Source organism: Variovorax sp. 10N432 (assembly GCF_056394465.1).
Window position 1 is genome coordinate 1 of the sequence record NZ_JBFTHX010000022.1, and the last position, 15,800, is coordinate 15,800.

At 69.9% G+C, this 15,800-nt stretch carries 14 protein-coding genes, 1 pseudogene and 3 riboswitches; of the genes and pseudogenes, 8 read left to right on the plus strand and 7 right to left on the minus strand.

Translation table 11 applies throughout. The features are described from left to right. A pseudogene (locus AC1DF3_RS23190) lies at positions 1 to 266 on the minus strand (DUF3108 domain-containing protein); the annotation flags it as partial. 100 nt (positions 267 to 366) lie between these two features. On the opposite strand from AC1DF3_RS23190, the gene AC1DF3_RS23195 reads away from it, so the two are divergent. After that, positions 367 to 1,377 carry a fumarylacetoacetate hydrolase family protein gene (locus AC1DF3_RS23195; RefSeq protein WP_286534367.1) on the plus strand — a complete coding sequence of 337 codons (1,011 nt, stop codon included), beginning with the start codon at positions 367 to 369 and terminating at the stop codon, positions 1,375 to 1,377. 15 nt (positions 1,378 to 1,392) lie between these two features. On the opposite strand, the gene AC1DF3_RS23200 is transcribed toward AC1DF3_RS23195, so the two are convergent. Further along, positions 1,393 to 2,163: a helix-turn-helix transcriptional regulator gene (locus AC1DF3_RS23200; RefSeq protein WP_478140974.1), complete on the minus strand. Its 771-nt coding sequence runs from the start codon at positions 2,161 to 2,163 to the stop codon at positions 1,393 to 1,395. A gap of 74 nt (positions 2,164 to 2,237) precedes the next feature. On the opposite strand from AC1DF3_RS23200, the gene AC1DF3_RS23205 reads away from it, so the two are divergent. Genes AC1DF3_RS23205 through AC1DF3_RS23215 form a run of 3 tightly spaced genes read left to right on the plus strand, consistent with a single transcriptional unit; the run spans position 2,238 to position 5,219 of the window. Then, positions 2,238 to 3,983 carry an FAD-dependent monooxygenase gene (locus tag AC1DF3_RS23205; RefSeq protein ID WP_478140975.1) on the plus strand — a complete coding sequence of 582 codons (1,746 nt, stop codon included), beginning with the start codon at positions 2,238 to 2,240 and terminating at the stop codon, positions 3,981 to 3,983. Then, complete coding sequence (locus AC1DF3_RS23210) at positions 3,980 to 4,189, plus strand: DUF2783 domain-containing protein (protein WP_286534364.1); 210 nt, start codon at positions 3,980 to 3,982, stop codon at positions 4,187 to 4,189. Before AC1DF3_RS23205 ends, AC1DF3_RS23210 begins: the two co-directional genes overlap by 4 nt. Positions 4,190 to 4,241: 52 nt before the next feature. Beyond that, positions 4,242 to 5,219, plus strand: a complete 978-nt coding sequence (locus AC1DF3_RS23215) for a Bug family tripartite tricarboxylate transporter substrate binding protein (RefSeq protein WP_478140976.1) — start codon at positions 4,242 to 4,244, stop codon at positions 5,217 to 5,219. 56 nt (positions 5,220 to 5,275) lie between these two features. On the opposite strand, the gene AC1DF3_RS23220 is transcribed toward AC1DF3_RS23215, so the two are convergent. Together AC1DF3_RS23220 and AC1DF3_RS23225 are read right to left on the minus strand one after the other, a co-directional pair. Next, the gene (locus tag AC1DF3_RS23220) at positions 5,276 to 6,460 is read right to left on the minus strand and encodes a toxin-antitoxin system YwqK family antitoxin (protein ID WP_478140977.1); all 1,185 of its coding nucleotides are present in this window, start codon (positions 6,458 to 6,460) and stop codon (positions 5,276 to 5,278) included. Further along, a complete protein-coding gene (locus AC1DF3_RS23225) occupies positions 6,457 to 6,867 on the minus strand; it encodes a VOC family protein (RefSeq protein WP_286521973.1) in 411 nt (136 codons plus the stop codon). The genes AC1DF3_RS23220 and AC1DF3_RS23225 overlap by 4 nt, the downstream gene beginning before the upstream one ends. Before the next feature lie 136 nt (positions 6,868 to 7,003). On the opposite strand from AC1DF3_RS23225, the gene AC1DF3_RS23230 reads away from it, so the two are divergent. Next, a complete protein-coding gene (locus AC1DF3_RS23230) occupies positions 7,004 to 7,705 on the plus strand; it encodes a PhaM family polyhydroxyalkanoate granule multifunctional regulatory protein (RefSeq protein ID WP_478140978.1) in 702 nt (233 codons plus the stop codon). Positions 7,706 to 7,715: 10 nt separating this feature from the next. Next, positions 7,716 to 8,984, plus strand: coding sequence for an FIST signal transduction protein (locus AC1DF3_RS23235; RefSeq protein WP_286534360.1), 1,269 nt, complete (start codon positions 7,716 to 7,718; stop codon positions 8,982 to 8,984). On the opposite strand, the gene AC1DF3_RS23240 is transcribed toward AC1DF3_RS23235, so the two are convergent. The 3 genes from AC1DF3_RS23240 to AC1DF3_RS23250 all read right to left on the minus strand — a co-directional run bounded on the left by AC1DF3_RS23240 (position 8,945) and on the right by AC1DF3_RS23250 (position 12,852). Next, entirely contained in the window at positions 8,945 to 10,261 is a 1,317-nt protein-coding gene (locus AC1DF3_RS23240; RefSeq protein WP_478140979.1) for a D-amino acid dehydrogenase, read from the minus strand. The two genes, AC1DF3_RS23235 and AC1DF3_RS23240, sit on opposite strands and share 40 nt — an antisense overlap. An 88-nt stretch (positions 10,262 to 10,349) precedes the next feature. After that, a riboswitch (glycine riboswitch) is annotated at positions 10,350 to 10,458 on the minus strand. 15 nt (positions 10,459 to 10,473) lie between these two features. Further along, a riboswitch (glycine riboswitch) is annotated at positions 10,474 to 10,559 on the minus strand. A 3-nt stretch (positions 10,560 to 10,562) separates the two neighbouring features. Continuing rightward, complete coding sequence (locus tag AC1DF3_RS23245; protein WP_478140980.1) at positions 10,563 to 11,792, minus strand: FAD-dependent oxidoreductase; 1,230 nt, start codon at positions 11,790 to 11,792, stop codon at positions 10,563 to 10,565. A gap of 79 nt (positions 11,793 to 11,871) precedes the next feature. Continuing rightward, a riboswitch (glycine riboswitch) is annotated at positions 11,872 to 11,979 on the minus strand. A gap of 138 nt (positions 11,980 to 12,117) precedes the next feature. Continuing rightward, on the minus strand, positions 12,118 to 12,852 hold the full coding sequence (locus AC1DF3_RS23250) for a helix-turn-helix domain-containing protein (RefSeq protein ID WP_286506498.1): 735 nt from the start codon (positions 12,850 to 12,852) through the stop codon (positions 12,118 to 12,120). Positions 12,853 to 12,977: 125 nt separating this feature from the next. Between AC1DF3_RS23250 and AC1DF3_RS23255 the strand changes: the two genes are divergently transcribed. Continuing rightward, positions 12,978 to 13,847 carry a hypothetical protein gene (locus AC1DF3_RS23255; protein ID WP_478140981.1) on the plus strand — a complete coding sequence of 290 codons (870 nt, stop codon included), beginning with the start codon at positions 12,978 to 12,980 and terminating at the stop codon, positions 13,845 to 13,847. A gap of 3 nt (positions 13,848 to 13,850) precedes the next feature. After that, complete coding sequence (locus AC1DF3_RS23260) at positions 13,851 to 15,797, plus strand: MFS transporter (RefSeq protein ID WP_478140982.1); 1,947 nt, start codon at positions 13,851 to 13,853, stop codon at positions 15,795 to 15,797. The last annotated feature ends 3 nt before the right edge of the window (positions 15,798 to 15,800 follow it).

A 15,800-nucleotide genomic window follows, 5' to 3' on the forward strand; every position in this document is an offset into this window, starting at 1 on the left:
GGCCGGGGCCGCGCGGGCCTGGGTGGCGGTGGCGGGACGGCTGCCGGCGGTGCCGCGCTGGCCGCTTCGACGGCGGGCGGCGGCGCGATGACGATGCTGCGCGTGATGAAGGTCTGGGCCAGCGGCGAGGGCCGCGGCCCCGAGCCCAGGGGCGCCAGCCCCAGCAGCGCCAGGTGGACCAGCACCACGGCCGCCGTCAACAGCGCCAGCCCGCGCCAGGGCGGGCGCGGAAAGCCGGGGTCGACGGACAGGGCGGGGGAGGGCATCGAGGATGGAGTGGACGCCGGCCCGGAGGTTCACCTCGGTACACTGCCGCCCGTCCACTCAGTTTAGTTGCGTGTGCCCTGCCGGCATCCGCCGTCACCCATGAAACTCGCCACCCTCAAAGACGGTTCGCGCGACGGCCAGCTGGTCGTCGTCTCGCGCGACCTGGCCAGCGCCCACTACGCCACCGGCATCGCCAGCCGCATGCAGCAGGTGCTCGACGACTGGGGCTTCATGAGCCCGCAGCTGCAGGATCTCTACGACGCGCTCAACGCCGGGCGGGCCCGCCACGCGTTCCCCTTCGATCCGGCGCAGTGCATGGCGCCGCTGCCGCGCGCCTACCAGTGGGCCGACGGTTCGGCCTACCTGAACCACGTCGAACTGGTGCGCAAGGCGCGCAACGCCGAGGTGCCCGCGAGCTTCTACAGCGACCCGCTGATGTACCAGGGCGGCAGCGACGACTTCATCGGTCCCTGCGATCCGGTGGTGGTGGCCAGCGAGGCCTTCGGCATCGATTTCGAGGCCGAGATCGCGGTCGTCACCGGCGACGTCAGGATGGGCGCGACGGCGGCGCAGGCGCTGGACGGCATCCGGCTCGTGATGCTCGCCAACGACGTCAGCCTGCGCAACCTGATCCCGGCCGAACTGGCCAAGGGCTTCGGCTTCTTCCAGAGCAAGCCGGCCACCGCCTTCAGCCCGGTGGCCGTGACGCCGGGCGAGCTGGGCGAGGCCTGGCAGGGTGGCCGCGTGCACCTGCCGCTGCAAAGCACGTGGAACGGCCGCAAGGTCGGGATGTGCGATGCGGGCGAGGAGATGACCTTCCACTTCGGCGAGCTGATCGCGCACATCGCCAAGACCCGCAACGTGCGCGCCGGCAGCATCGTCGGCAGCGGCACCGTGAGCAACAAGGGCGTCGAGAAGAAGGGCCGCATGGAATGGCCCAAGGGCTACAGCTGCATCGCCGAGAAGCGCTGCATCGAGACCATCCAGGACGGCCAGCCCAGCACCGAGTTCATGAAGTACGGCGACACCATCCGGATCGAGATGAAGGATGCGGACGGGCAGTCGGTGTTCGGTGCGATCGACCAGGAAGTGGTGGCGGCAGCGGGCTAGCCACTGCCCCGGCGCTCAGGCGCTGCGCATCAGTTCCTTGAGGGTCCGCAGCCCGAGCCGACGGAACGCACGGTATTGGTGCGTGCGCACCGTCGTCAGCTCGATCCCGATCTCGCGCGCCGTCTCCTTGGCGGTCTTGCCGGCCAGCAGGTGGCCGATCACCTCGCGCTCGCGCAGGCTCAGCGCCAGCAGGCGCGAGGCCAGTGCCGGCTCCGCGGCCTCGCGGGCGGCGACGGCGCTGCGGCCGTGGGCGGCGGTGGCGTCGGCCAGCAGCGCGGCGTGGGCTTCGAGCAGCGCGAAATCCGCCGGCCCGAAATCGGGCTGGGCCAGGCTGCGGTAGAAGCTCACCGCGGCGCGCTGGCCGCTCGGCAGCAGCAACAGCACCGAGCTGCGCTCGCGGATGCCGACGTCGCTGTAGCAGGCGGCACGGTAGGCGGCATCTTCGACCTCCTCGGCCCGGTGGTGGCCGAGCCACAACTGCGGCCGCTTCGGCAGCTTGCGGCCCGCCAGCCAGGCCATGTGCGGGTCGAGCCGGTCGAAGCGCTCGGCCACGTAGCGCTCGGCGGTGCGCTCCGCCGTGTTGCCATAGCTGCTGGCGGCCGAGATCGTCTCGATGCGGCCGTTGGCGCCGGCCGCGAAGACCGTGCAGAAGGTCACCGGCAGCACCCGGTGCATCGCCGCCAGGTAGCTGGCGGCCAGGTGGGCGGTGCCGATGCCGGCCAGCACGCTGCCGACCACCGGGCCCGCCAGGGCTTGGTCGTGGGCACGGACGGGCCAGCGCTTCATTGCATTCCTAGGGTAATCACTTCGTACGAAGTTATGACAAAGGGCGAGCCGCCGCATCCGGACAATCCCCTTCCATGAACACCGCTGCCGCGATTCCTCCCGCCGCCCGCGCCGGCGACGCCGCCACCGGCCCGATCCCGCCGGCGGGCGTCGAACTGCCGCCCTCGGTCGGCGCCTTCCACTACACGCGCTTCGCGCCTTCGCTGCCGCCGCTGGTGGGGGGCGTCGAAGCCGGCATGCATCCGGTGGTGATCGCCGGCGGCGGCCCGGTCGGCATGGCGCTCGCGCTCGGGCTCGCGAACCATGGGGTGCGCAGCGTGGTGCTCGAGGCCGACGACACGGTCTGCGTCGGCAGCCGCGCGGCCTGCATCTCGCGCCGCAGCCTCGAGATCATCCAGCGCCTCGGCGCGCTGCCGGCCTTCCTGGCGAAGGGCCTGCCCTGGACCGGCGGACGCAGCTTCTACAAGACCGAAGAGGTGTTCCGCTTCGAGATGCCGCACGACGAGCTGCAGAAGCTGCCGCCGATGATCAATCTCGAGCAGTACTACATCGAACAGTACCTGCTGGACGAGATCGAGCGCCGCAACGCCGCGGTGCCGGGCCTGGTCGACATCCGGTGGGGCAGCACGCTGACCGGGATCGAGGAGGAAGCCGATGGACTGCGGCTGTCGGTGCGCAACGCGCTCGGCGACCATGCGCTGCGCGGCCAATGGCTCGCGGCCTGCGATGGCGGCCAGAGCTTCGTGCGCAAGTCGCTTGGCCTCGAGCTGGTCGGCACCGGCTACGAAGGCCGCTACGTGATCATCGACATCGAGCTGCACAGCGGCCATCCGACCGAACGCCGCGCCTGGTTCGACCCGCCGTGGAACCCCGGCTCGACGGTGCTGATGCACAAGCAGCCCGACGACATCTGGCGCATCGACTACCAGCTGCGCGCCGGCCAGAGCACCGAGGAGGCCTTGCAGCCCGCGGCGGTGCAGGAATTCGTGCAGCGCCACCTCGATGCGATCGGCGAAGGCCACCTGCCCTGGCACACGGTATGGACCTCGGTCTACCGCGCCGGCGCGATGACGCTCGAAAGCTATCGCCACGGCCGGGTCGTGTTCGCCGGCAACGCGGCCCATGCGATGCCGATCTTCGGCGTTCGCGGGCTCAATTCGGGCTTCGACGACGCTGACAACCTGGCCTGGAAGCTGGCGCTGGTGGCGCGCGGCGTGTCCGATGCGTCGCTGCTCGACAGCTATTCGCAGGAGCGCATCGCGGCCTTCCACATCAATGCCGAGAACGCGATGCGCAGCACCGAGTTCATGTCGCCGCCCTCGCGTGGCTTCGACCTGCTGCGCGAGGCGGCGCTGTCGCTCGCGGGCGCGCACCGCGGCATCGCCAACCTGATCAATCCGCGCCAGACCCAGGCCGTGGGCTACGAGGGCTCGATGCTGTCGAGCCCGGGCGACGAACTGGCGCAGGGGCCGCGGCCCGGCGAGGCCCTGTCCGAGCAGGCGCTGGCCGACGGCTCGCACCTCACCGACCGGGTCGGCGCGGCCTTCACCGTGCTGCTGCTGAACCTGCCGCAGCCCGACGACGCCCTGCGTGCCGAGGTGGCGCAGGCGCAGGCCGGCCCGTTGCCCGTGGCGCTGTGCGCGCTGTCGCCGCAGGACGCCGACCCGCAGGTGTTCGAAGCGCTAGGCGCGGGGCAAGGCGCCGTCTATCTGCTGCGCCCCGACGGCCACGTGGCGGCGCGTTGGCGCCGGCCGCCTCCCGGCGCGCTGCGCCGGGCCCTGGCGCGGGCGGCCGCGCTGATCCCCAAGGAGCCCGCATGACGACGACTGCCCTGCCACCCGAGGCGCGTGATCGCGTCTACGCCGAATGCGCCCGCGCCATCAGCGAGGCCGGCCCCGAGCGGGAGTCGCTGTTCCTCGCCCGCCTCGCGCTGCTGCTGTTCGAGCAGGTCGGCGACGAGGCGCGCTGCCGCGAGGCGCTCGCGCAAGCGATCGACGGGCTGCCGACGCCGTCGCTCTCCGCCTGAGCCCTCTGCGCAGCCCTTACATTTGAAGACATACAAACCAGGAGACCTTTCGATGGATCGCAGAACCCTGCTCACCACCCTCGCTGCCACCGCGGCCGCTGCCGCGGCACCGTGGGCGCGCGCCCAGGGCGCCTTTCCCGACCAGCTGATCAAGTGGGTCGTGCCGTACCCGGCCGGCGGCGGCACCGACGTGATCGCGCGCACCCTGTCCGAGGCGATGCGGCAGACGCTGGGCCAGCAGATCGTGATCGACAACCGCCCCGGCGCCTCGACCAACATCGGTGCCGAACTGGTCGCCAAGGCCAAGCCCGACGGCTACACGATCATGTCGGCCGACAACGCGCTGCTGGCCTTCAACGAGCACCTGTTCAGCAAGCTGCCCTTCAATCCCGAGAAGGACTTCAGCTACATCGGCGCGATCGGCAAGTTCCCGCTGGCGCTGGTCGTGCATCCGGACTTTCCGGCGCAGGACTTCAAGGCCTTCCTGGCCTACGTGAAGGCCAATCCGGGCAAGGTCAACTACGCCTCGCCGGGCAACGGCTCGCCGCACCACCTGGCGATGGAGATGTTCAAGGTCCGCACCGGCACCTTCATCACCCACATTCCCTACCGCGGCGCCGCACCGKCGATGGCCGACGTGATGGGCGGCCAGGTGCCGGCGATGTTCCTCGACCTGGCCTCGGGCCTGTCGATCATGCAGGGCAAGAAGGTGCGCGTGCTGGCGATCGGATCGGGCAGCCGCTCGAAGCTGCTGCCGGACGTGCCGACGCTGGCCGAAGTCGGCGTCGCGAATTCCGAGGTGTTCGCCTTCCAGGGCATCGTCGGGCCGGCCGGGATTCCGGCGCCGATCGTCGCGCGGCTGAATGGCGATCTCAACCGTGCCTTCACGACGCCGGCGGTGCAGAAGCGCTTCAGCGACTTCGGCATGGAGGCGATGCCGGGCTCGCCGGCTCAGTTCGCGGCGCTGTCGCGGGCGGAGTCGCAGCGGTGGGGGCCGATCATCAAGGCGGCGGGGATCAAGTTGGATTGAGACCTTGCGGGACAGACCAAAGACTGCGCAGCAGTTCTTGCTCTGTCCTCAACTGATCAAGGCTTTCCCTTCCGCGACCCATCCTCGAACACCTCGTCCTCCCGCTCCAGCTTGCCGTTGGCGTCCCAGCTGCGTTCGCGCGTGACGCGGCCCTTGTCGTCATAGACCGATTCGGCGATGAGCAGGCCGCTGTCGCTGAATCGCTGGTGGGTGCCGGTCGGCAGCTGTCGCAGACGGTCGTTGGCCAGGTAGCGGCCGATCGCGGCGCGCTGGCCGTTGTCGTGGTATTCGGTGACCTCGATCAGGCGCGGGTTGCCGTCCACGCCATAGACCGACTTGCTGCGCGGCTGGCCGTTCTGGTAGAAGCTCTCGTCGCTCAGCGGCGATCCCGTGCTGTTCCAGCGCTGCTCGCGCACCAGCGTCCCCCGCTCGGAGAACTCCTGCTCGCGCTGCCGGACCGTGCCGCGCTCGCCCAGCAGCGAGACCACTTCGCGGCGCTTGACGCCTTCGGACGAAAAGCGCCGTTCGATGCGCTGGTTGCCCATCATCTCGTCCTGGGCCGCGGGCTTGCCGTTGTCGTAGAGCTCTTCGCTGCGCACCCGCTTGCCGGCCACGTAGGACAGCCGCGAGCGCAGGATGCCCCTGGCATCGAACAGCTCGACCCGCGAGGCGCCGCCGACGAATCCGCACAGCTGCGCGTCGTCGGCCGCGGGGGCCAGCACCGGCTTGTCGCCGCAGCGCAGCGCCGAGAGCTGGCCGCGTTCGGTGAACTCGACCGAGGCGCGCTCGCCCGCCGCATCGGCGAAGAAGGTGACGCGGCGCAGCGATCCGTCCGGGTAGAAGATGCGCACCAGGCCCATCTCGTGGCCGTCCTCGTACGTCGCGTCGCGCAGCACCTGGCCGGAGGGCGAGAACTCGCGCGCCCGGCCTTCGATGTTGCCGCGGGCGTTCAGGCTGTGCTCCTTGGCGAGCTTGCCGTCCTCGTAGAAGCGCACCAGGCCCATGAAGGTGCCGCTCTGGACCTGCTGTTCGCGGACCAGCTGACCGCTGTCGCGGTCCTTGCAGCGCATCACGCCGGTCTTGCCGGCAGTGGTTGCCGCGTTGGCCGGGTTCACGGCCTGGCCGTTGAGTTCGCAGTCCTGCACCGCATGGGCGGCCGTGGCGGCGAACAGCAACGCAGCCGCCGCGCCGCCGATGCGCAGGCGCATCGGCGGGGCGACTGGCGCGGCCGACACACTCATGCGTCGTAGACGGTGTCCAGCGACCGGAAGCCCTTGGCTTCGATCGGATTGCCGAAGGGGTCGCAGAAGAACATGGTCCATTGCTCGCCCGGCAGGCCCTCGAAGCGCACCTGCGGCTTGAGCACGAAGTCCATGCCCGACGCCTCGAGCCGCTTCGCCAGTTCCTGCCAGGCCGGCAGCTCGAGCACGATGCCGAAATGCGGCATCGGCACCATCACCTCGCCCACGCGGCCGGTGCGCGCGGTGGCGAAGGGCTCGCCGAGATGCAGCGAGATCTGGTGGCCGAAGAAATCGAAGTCGACCCAGGTGTCGGTGCTGCGGCCTTCTGCGCAGCCCAGCACGCCGCCGTAGAAGCGGCGCGCCTGGTCGAGATCGCGGACATGGAAGGCGAGATGGAAGATGGACATGTGTCTTTCTGTGTCTGTTTGGGCATTGTCCACAAGCCGGGCCCTCATGGCGAGTGCCGGATGCAGCCGGGCACCCCAAAAGCCCTGACGCTTGGAGTAAGCTGCCCGGACAACAAACACAGACCCGGAGCACGCCATGAGCGACGCCAGCAAGCCCTTCGCCTTCAGTCAGTTCGTTCCGGGCTTCGACTTCCTCAAGAATCTGACGGGCGGCGCCAGCGCTTCGCCCGGCGCCGTGCCCGGCCTGCCGAGCCTGTCGAGCTGGGTGGCGCCGACGCTGAGCGTCGAAGAGGTCGACAAGCGCATCCAGGAGCTCAAGACCGTGCAGTATTGGCTCGAGCAGAACGGCCACGCGCTGAAGGCGACCATCCAGGCGCTCGAGGTGCAGAAGATGACGCTCTCGACCTTGCGCGGCATGAACGTCCGCATGGAAGACCTCGCCAACGCCTTCACCCGGCCGGCCCCGACCGCCGCGCCCGAACCCGAACCCGAACCCGAACCCGAAGCGCAGCCGGAGGCCGAAGAGCCACCGGCGCCGAAGCGCGCCAAGGCCGCCGCCGCCCAAGACTCGGCTGGCGTCGTCGATCCGGTCCAGTGGTGGGGTGCGTTGACCCAGCAGTTCCAGCAGATCGCCAGTTCGGCGCTGCAGGAAGCCTCCCAGCTCAAGATGCCGGTGATGCCGCAGCCGCTGGGCGATCACGCGGGCTCTGGCGCTGCGTCCGCAACGGCCCGGGCCGCCGAGCGGCCGGCCGCCGCCGCCAAGAAGGCGCCGGCCACGCGCCGCGGCGCCAGTGCGTCCGCCAAGCGACCTGCGCCGGCGCGCAAGCGCGCGGGCTGAAAGGCCAGCCATGAAGCTGTTTCCGAGCGGGCACGCCACCCATCCGCAATGGCGCATGGCGGCCGGCCTGGTGCTGGCGCAGCTGCGGGCGCAGATGGCGCTGCCGGACTACGCCCGCGCGCCGTCGCTGGGCCTGCTCTACATCACCGACCACTACGGGGAAGATGCCCAGGAGATCCTCGATCACCTGGGCGCCGAGCTGCCCGAGATCACCGACTGGACCGGGACGGTGGGCGTGGGCGTGGCCGCCAACAACGCCGAGTACTTCGACGAGCCGGCGCTCAGCGTGATGCTGTGCGAGCTGCCGAGCGACCAGTACCGGGTGTTTTCCGGCGTGGCGCCGCTGGCCAGCTCCGAAATGAGCGGCTTCGCGGCCCACACGGCACTGGTCCATGCCGACCCGCGGACACCCGAACTCGGCGAACTGATCGCCGAGATGGCGGACCGCACCGACACCGGTTATTTGTTCGGCGGCCTGTCCTCCGGGCGGGTCGGCTCGCTGCAGTTCGCGATCGGCGGCAATGGCAACATCCGCGGCCACGGCGCGGTCGGCGGCGTGTTCTCGGGCGGCCTGTCGGGCGTGGTGTTCGGCGAGGGCGTACGGCTGGTCTCGCGCGTGACCCAGGGCTGCCAGCCGGTCTCGCGCGAACGCGAGATCACCGAGGCCGACGGCAACCTGCTGCTGGCGCTCGATGGCCAGCCCGCGCTCGACGTGCTGCTGGCCGACCTGCGGGTCTCGCTCGATGCCCCCGAGCAGGCGATCGACGCGGTCCGCGCCACCCTGGTCGGACTGGTCGAGGCCGGCAGCGACGGCGTCCGGCGCACCGGCGATCTCGGCGCCGACGTCCGGGTGCGCCACATCATCGGCCTCGACCCGACGCGTCGCGGCGTGGCGATCGCCGACAACGCCGAGGCCGGGATGCGCCTGAGCTTCTGCCGCCGCAACGCGCAGGCCGCGCGGGCCGACCTGATGCGCGTCTGCGCGGAGATCCGCGAGGAGCTGGAGCCGCAGGAGCAGACGCTCGCCACCGCGCGCGAAGTCGCGGCCGGCGAGGCCGAGGCCGCGCCGCATCCGGCGCGCCGCATCGCGGGCGCCATCTACGTCAGCTGTTCGGGCCGCGGCGGCCCGCATTTCGGCGCGCCCGGTGCCGAGCTGCAGATCGTGCGCCATGCCCTCGGCGACGTCCCGCTGGTCGGCTTTTTCGCCGCCGGCGAGATCGCCCGCAATCACCTCTACGGCTACACCGGCGTGCTGACCGTCTTCACCGCGGGGGATTGAGCCGCGGCGCGCAGCCCGGTGAACGCAAAATCGACTTCCGGCTTCAGCCCGCTCACGATCCGCGCGATCGACTTGCCCGAGCCGCAGGCGTGGGTCCAGCCCAGCGTGCCGTGGCCGGTGTTCAGGAACAGGTTCGGCAGCCGGGTGGCGCCGATCAGCGGCACGTTGCTCGGCGTCGCCGGGCGCAGTCCGGTCCAGAACTGTGCTTCGGATGCGTCGCCGGCACCGGGGAACAATTGCTCGACGCGCCGCACGATCGCCTCGCAGCGCACCCGGTTCAGGTCGCGGTCGTAGCCGTTGAGCTCGGCGGTGCCGGCGATCCGCAGCCGGTCGCCGCCGGCCGAGGTGTAGCGCGAGAACACCAGCTTGAACTCGTCGTCGGTCAGCGAGACCTGGTGCGCCCTGGACGCGTCCTTGACCGGCATCGTGACCGAATAGCCCTTGGCCGGATAGATCGGCAGCCGGATGCCCAGCGGCGCCGCATAGAGCGGGCTCAGCGAGCCCATCGCCAGCACGAAGGCATCGCCGCGGATGCGCTGGAAGCGGCCTTCGCTGTCGGTCGCCTCGACATGGTCGATGGTGCCGCCGGCCTCGCGCAGCGCGGTCACCGTGTGGCTCATGAGAAAGCGCACGCCGGCCGTCTCGGCCAGCTTGACCAGCTCGCGCGCGAAGCGGTTGGCATCGCCCGATTCGTCTTCCGCCGTGTAGGTCGCACCGGCCAGCTGCGGGCGGATGTGGGCCAGCGCGGGCTCGAGCTTCACCGCCTCGTCGGCCGAAATCACGCGCCGGTCGCAGCCGAGCGCGCGCATCTGCTCGGCTGGCGCCAGCGCGGCGTCGAACTCCTTTTGCGTCGTGTAGAAGTGCAGGATGCCCTGGGTGCGCTGGTCGTAGGCCAGGCCGGTGTCGCGCCGCAGCTGCTGCAGCGTGTCGCGGCTGTAGGTGCCCAGGCGCACGATCTGCTCGATGTTGTGGCGCGTGCGTGCCGGCGTGCATTCGCGCAGGAACTGCAGGCCCCAGAGCCACTGGCGCATGTCGGCGCGGATGCGGAACAGCAGGGGGGCGTCTTCCTTGCCCAGCCATTGCAGCACCTTGAGCGGCGCGCCCGGATTGGCCCAGGGCTCGGCATGGCTGACCGAAATCTGGCCGCCGTTGGCGAAGCTGGTTTCCGCCGCCGGCGTGGCCTGGCGGTCGATGACGGTCACTTCGTGGCCGAGTTGCTGGAGGTAGTAGGCCGAGGTCACGCCGAGCAGGCCGGCGCCAAGAACGATCACGCGCATATCGAGAACCCTTGAAGGTTGCAGCGCTCGGACGCGACGGTTCGGATTGCCGACGGGAACGAAGGCAACCGGACCGGAAGTCCAAGTTGCCGCTCCCCCTGTCCTCGGTACCTGAGAGATTCACCCGCTGCGCCCGCAGCGGGTTTGCTCCTTCGGTGCATCACGCGCGGGCGCGATGGCTCTCCAGACGGCTTTGACAGTTGGTGCAGTACAGGCCCATCACGTGGGCCGACCTGAGCGTTTATGGGAGTTTGCGCCTTCGGTGGGGCCCGTGGGCCCGCTCTCCTGCAGTGGGCGGATTCTAAGGGCGCCGGAACGCGAAGTCGAGTTCGGGCCGCAGGCCGCTGACGATGCGCGCGATCGACTTGCCGGCGCCGCAGGCGTGGATCCAGGTGCGGGTGCCGGGCGCGGTGTTCAGGAACAGGTTGGGCAGCCGGGTCTTGCCGATCATCGGCAGCCGGTTGGTGCTGACCGCGTGCATCGCCGTGTCGAAGCTGGCCCGGCTGGCGTCGGCCACGCCGGGCAGCAGCATCTCGGTGCGGCGCACGATCGCCTGGAAGCGGTCGGAGTCGGGTTCGGCCTCCTCGTCGAGTCCGGCCATCACGATCGCGTGGATCCGCAACTGGTCGCCGGCCGGGGTTTCGATCCGCACGATACGCAGCTTGCCCTGGCGGTCGCGCAGCGCGATGCGCGGCGCCATGGCGGGATCCAGGATCGGCATCGTGACGATGTATTCGCGCACGAAGCGCAGCGGCATGTCGATGCCGAGGTCTTCCGCGTGCGGCACGCTGGCCGCACCCAGCGCCAGCACGTAGGCCTGGCCGCGCAAGGTGGTGGTCCGGCCGGCGCCATCGAGCAACTCGACATGGTCGATGCGACCGTCCTGCTCCTTGAGCGCGACCACCGTGTGGCGGGTCATGAAGCGCACCCCGGCGGCGCGGCACAGGAAGACCAGGCCGGCGGCGAACTGGGCCGGGTCGCGCGCCGGATCCTCTTGCGCGTAGGTGGCCCCGACCAGCTTGCTGCGCATGGCCGCCAGCGCCGGTTCCAGGCCGATGGCCTCGTCGACCGACAGCAGCCGCTCCTCGCAGCCCAGCCCCGACCAGTGGGTGGCGTTCGCCATCCGGGTCCGAAAGGCCTCGGGGTCGGTGAACAGGTTCATGAGGCCGGCCGTGCGGGCGCCGTGCGGCACGCCGGTTTCGTCGCCCAGGAGGCGCGCGCTCTTGCGGCTGTAGGCGGCCAGGCGCACCAGGTGATCGAGCGGATCGCGCTTCGGCGGCGTGCCGACGGCGCGGTCGATCAGGCGGGCAAAGCCGCGGCGGATGCGGCTGCGCAGTGTCGAGAGCTTCTTGCCGCGCCGCTTCGGCGGCGCGGTCGCAGTCGCCGCGCCGGGACGGGCGGCAGCGACGCCGCGCGCCTTGGCCGCTGGTGTCGCGTGCCGATCCACCACGATCACTTCGTGGCCCAGCTGTTGCAGGTAATAGGCCGAAGTCACGCCGAGCAAGCCGGCGCCAAGTACAACCACGCGCATGTCCGAATCCTTGTGGGAGGGCATGAACGGCGGGCGTTAGCGCTTACTGTGGCAAGCGGCAAGACCCGGGGTTCAGAATGCCGCTCCCCCTGTCTCTGTTACCTGAGAGTTTCACCGCGCTGCGACCGGCAACGGGTTTGCTCCTTCGGTGCACCACGTGGCGTGGTGACTCTCCAGTCGGCGATTGATCACGAATAAGGCAGTGTCTGAACCGCTGCGGGGGCGGTTCACCTGAGCGTTCATGGGAGATTGCGCCATCGGTGGGACGGATGCGTCCGCTTTTCTGCTGGGCGAATCTTACAGAAGAAACCGGTTTCGTGTGTTTTCAGGCCCGGCGCAGGCGGGTGAACAGTTCGAACTCCCAGTTGCGCATGCCCAGCAGCAGCGTGTAGCCCTCGCGCTCCTTGGGCGACAGCTTCTGGTCGGTCTGGTGCTGCTGGGCGAAGTCCTGCGCCACCCGCTGGAGCCGGTCGAGGAAGGCCGGCGCCAGCGACTTGCTGATCGATCCGTGCACCAGCAGCAGCCCTTCGGCCGGGCCGTCGAAGCCGCCGCGGTAGTAGTCGAGCACCACGTTCTCGCGGAAGAAGTCCATCACCGGCCCGTGCGGCCGCCAGCGAAAGGTCTTGGCGAGCTTGAGCCGGTAGCGGTTCAGCGGCCGCAGCTCGATGATGCCGATGCGGTCCAGCTGGGCCAGGTGGCCGATGCACTCGGCCTCGGTGATCCGGTAGGCGCCGACGATCTGCTCCAGCGTCCACTGGCTCAGCACGCAGATCGCCAGCAGCAGCAGCTTCTTGTCCTTGACCACGGCCTTTTCCTGTTCGAGCGTGAGCTCCTTGAGCAGCGGCTGGGCGTCGGCCACCCGGCGTGCCAGTTCGGCGAAGTCGATCTTCAGGGCCCGGCAGATGGCGTCGACCCGGGTCAGCGGCATGTCGCCCTTGGCCAGCATCCGCTTGACGCTGGACTCGGCCATGTCCAGCGACTTGGCCAGGTCGGCATAGGTCATGTGGGCGGACTTGAGCTCGTTCTTGAGGGCATTGACCAGGTCGACAGTGGTACTCATGGGCGGAGGAAGTATTGCGGATTGATACCCGAAGTGGTGAAAAAGTGCTCCGTATCGATTCTCGATGCCGGCCGGTGGGTTGACAACCTAGATTCAGCTCCCACGCGCACCCATCGGAGCCTGCCATGTCCCTGCCGTCCCTGCCGTCGCTCACCCGTCGTGAACATTCCCTGCTCGCGCTGGCCCTGCTGCTGGTCAGCGCCGCGGTGCTCGGGCCCTCGGTCGCGGCCCCGGCGCTGGGCGGCGCGCCCTTCGCCGATGGCCAGTCCTGGCGCACGCTGCCGAACGCCATGGACGTGCTGAGCAACCTGCCTTTCGCGGTGCTGGGCATCTGGGGCCTGCGCTGGCTGCATTGGCTGGACCGTGCCCACGAGCGGCTGCAGGACGCCGCGCCGCTGCCCCAGGCGCTCGCGCTGCCGCCCTTCAATGCGCTGGACTGCGCCTGGATGTTCTTCGCCGGCCTGATCCTGACCGCGCTCGGCTCGGCCTTCTATCACCTGCAGCCCGACGACCTGCGGCTGGCCGCGGACCGCGCCGGCATGGCGGTGGCCTTCTCGGGCCTGGTCGGCTTCGCGGTCTGCGAACGGGTCAGCGCCCGCGCCGGCTGGCCGGCCGCCTGGTTCACGCTCGGGGGCGGGCTGCTGGCGGCGGCGGTCTGCCAAAAGTACGGCAACGCCTTGCCTTGGGCCGTGGTGCAGTTCGGCGGCATGGCACTGGTGCTGGCGCTGGCGCTGTGTCGGCCGGTAGCGGGGGCGATCGGCCTCAAGCTCGGCTGGGTGGTGTTCTTCTATGCCCTGGCGAAGCTGTTCGAGCTCGCGGACCACGCCATCTTCGAGGCCACCCGGCACCTGGTGTCGGGCCACAGCCTGAAGCACCTGACGGCGGCCCTGGCGGCGCTGCCGGTGCTGCACGCCCTGCAGGTGATGGGGCGGCGGACGCTGCGGCACAATTCGCACGCCGCTTCCCTGCGAACGCGCTCCGCCGCCTCCACCTGAAACATGACGCCCACCACCGAAGCTGCCTCCACCCGCCTGCCCGAAGGCCACGCCAACCAGTTCGCGCTGTTGCGGCAGCGGCGCTTCGCGCCCTTTTTCTGGACCCAGTTCGCCGGTGCCGCCAACGACAACCTGTTCAAGTTCGCCTTCACGGTGATGGTGACCTACCAGCTGCAGCTGGCCTGGATGCCCCCGGCGATGGCCGGGCTGGCGATCGGGGCGCTGTTCATCCTGCCTTTCCTGCTGTTTTCCGCCACCGCGGGACAGCTCACCGACAAGCACGACAAGACGAAGATGATCCGCTTCGTCAAGAACCTCGAGATCGCGATCATGGCGATCGCGGCCTGGGGCTTCCTGCGGGCCGACGCCGGGGTGCTGCTCGCCTGCGTCTTCCTGATGGGGCTGCACTCGACCCTGTTCGGCCCGGTCAAGTTCGCCTATCTGCCGCAGGTGCTGGCGCCACGCGAACTGACCGGCGGCAACGGCATGGTCGAGATGGGCACCTTCGTCGCCATCCTGCTCGGCCAGGTGGCCGGCGGGCTGCTGGTGGCCCTGCCGCAGGTCGGCCATGCGACGGTGGCCGTGGCCTGCCTGCTGCTGGCGCTGGCCGGCCGCGCGGTGGCGCAGGCGATCCCGCCGGCGCCGGCCATCGACCCGGGCCTGAAGATCAACTGGAACCCGGTCAGCGAGACCTGGCGCAACCTGAAGCTGGCGCATGGCAACGTGGTGGTGTTCCGCTCGCTGCTGGGCATCTCGTGGATGTGGTTCTTCGGCGCGGTCTTCCTGGCCCAGTTCCCGAGCTTCGCCAAGGAGGTGCTGCACGGCGACGAGCAGGTGGCCTCGCTGCTGCTGGTGGTGTTCTCGGTCGGCATCGGCGCCGGCTCGCTGCTGTGCGAGACGCTCAGCCGCCGCCAGGTCGAGATCGGCCTGGTGCCGCTCGGTGCGATCGGCATGAGCGTGTTCGCGATCGACCTGTACTTCGCCTCGCGGGGGCTGCCGGCCGCCGCGCAGATGGGGCTGGGCACCTTCACGGCCCAGCCGGCGCACTGGCGCGTGATGGCCGACCTGGGCCTGCTGTCGCTGTTCGCCGGGCTCTACAGCGTGCCGATGTATGCGCTGATCCAGATGCGCAGCCAGCCCACCCACCGGGCCCGCATCATCGCGGCGAACAACATCCTGAACGCGCTCTTCATGATCGCCAGCTCGGTCATCGCCGGGGTGCTGCTCAAGGCCGGCTTCACGATCCCGCAGATCTTCCTGTTCACCGGCATCGCCAACGCCGTGGTCGCCTTCTACATCTTCATGCTGGTTCCCGAGTACCTGCTGCGTTTCGTGGCCTGGGTGCTGTCGCGCTTCGTCTACCGCTTCGACATCCAGGGCCAGGAGCACATTCCGGAGGAGGGCGCCGCGGTGCTGGTCTGCAACCACGTCAGCTTCATCGATGCGGTGCTGCTCATGGCCGCCAGCCCGCGCCCGATCCGCTTCATCATGGACCACCGGATCTTCCGCGTGCCGGTGCTCGGCTGGCTGTTCCGGCTCGCCAAGGCGATCCCGATCGCGCCCCAGAAGGAAGACCCGGCGGCCTACGAGCAGGCCTTCGCCGACGCCGTTCAGGTGCTGCGCGAGGGCGACTTGCTGGCGATCTTTCCCGAGGGCGCGATCACGCGCGACGGCAGCCTGCAGCCCTTCAAGGGCGGCGTGATGAAGATCATCGAGGCCGCGCGCGCCGAAGGCATGGAGCCGCCGGTGGTGCCGATGGCGCTGACCAATCTCTGGGGCTCCTACTTCAGCCGGATCGAGCAGCGCGACGGCCAGCAGGTGGCGATGGTGCGGCCGTTCCGGCGCGGCCTCTTCAGCCGCGTCGGGCTCCGCGTCGGCAGCGCGATGCCCCGCGCCGAGGTGCAGCCCGAATCCCTTCAGCGGCGCGTCAGCGTGCTTCTCGGCACCTGACGC

Excerpts from the sequence above, each read along its gene's own strand:
- AC1DF3_RS23195 (WP_286534367.1), top strand. The coding sequence starts at position 367 with ATGAAACTCGCCACCCTCAAAGACGGTTCGCGCGACGGCCAGCTGGTC.
- AC1DF3_RS23200 (WP_478140974.1), bottom strand. The coding sequence starts at position 2,163 with ATGAAGCGCTGGCCCGTCCGTGCCCACGACCAAGCCCTGGCGGGCCCG.
- AC1DF3_RS23205 (WP_478140975.1), top strand. The coding sequence starts at position 2,238 with ATGAACACCGCTGCCGCGATTCCTCCCGCCGCCCGCGCCGGCGACGCC.
- AC1DF3_RS23210 (WP_286534364.1), top strand. The coding sequence starts at position 3,980 with ATGACGACGACTGCCCTGCCACCCGAGGCGCGTGATCGCGTCTACGCC.
- AC1DF3_RS23220 (WP_478140977.1), bottom strand. The coding sequence starts at position 6,460 with ATGAGTGTGTCGGCCGCGCCAGTCGCCCCGCCGATGCGCCTGCGCATC.
- AC1DF3_RS23225 (WP_286521973.1), bottom strand. The coding sequence starts at position 6,867 with ATGTCCATCTTCCATCTCGCCTTCCATGTCCGCGATCTCGACCAGGCG.
- AC1DF3_RS23230 (WP_478140978.1), top strand. The coding sequence starts at position 7,004 with ATGAGCGACGCCAGCAAGCCCTTCGCCTTCAGTCAGTTCGTTCCGGGC.
- AC1DF3_RS23235 (WP_286534360.1), top strand. The coding sequence starts at position 7,716 with ATGAAGCTGTTTCCGAGCGGGCACGCCACCCATCCGCAATGGCGCATG.
- AC1DF3_RS23240 (WP_478140979.1), bottom strand. The coding sequence starts at position 10,261 with ATGCGCGTGATCGTTCTTGGCGCCGGCCTGCTCGGCGTGACCTCGGCC.
- AC1DF3_RS23245 (WP_478140980.1), bottom strand. The coding sequence starts at position 11,792 with ATGCGCGTGGTTGTACTTGGCGCCGGCTTGCTCGGCGTGACTTCGGCC.
- AC1DF3_RS23250 (WP_286506498.1), bottom strand. The coding sequence starts at position 12,852 with ATGAGTACCACTGTCGACCTGGTCAATGCCCTCAAGAACGAGCTCAAG.
- AC1DF3_RS23255 (WP_478140981.1), top strand. The coding sequence starts at position 12,978 with ATGTCCCTGCCGTCCCTGCCGTCGCTCACCCGTCGTGAACATTCCCTG.
- AC1DF3_RS23260 (WP_478140982.1), top strand. The coding sequence starts at position 13,851 with ATGACGCCCACCACCGAAGCTGCCTCCACCCGCCTGCCCGAAGGCCAC.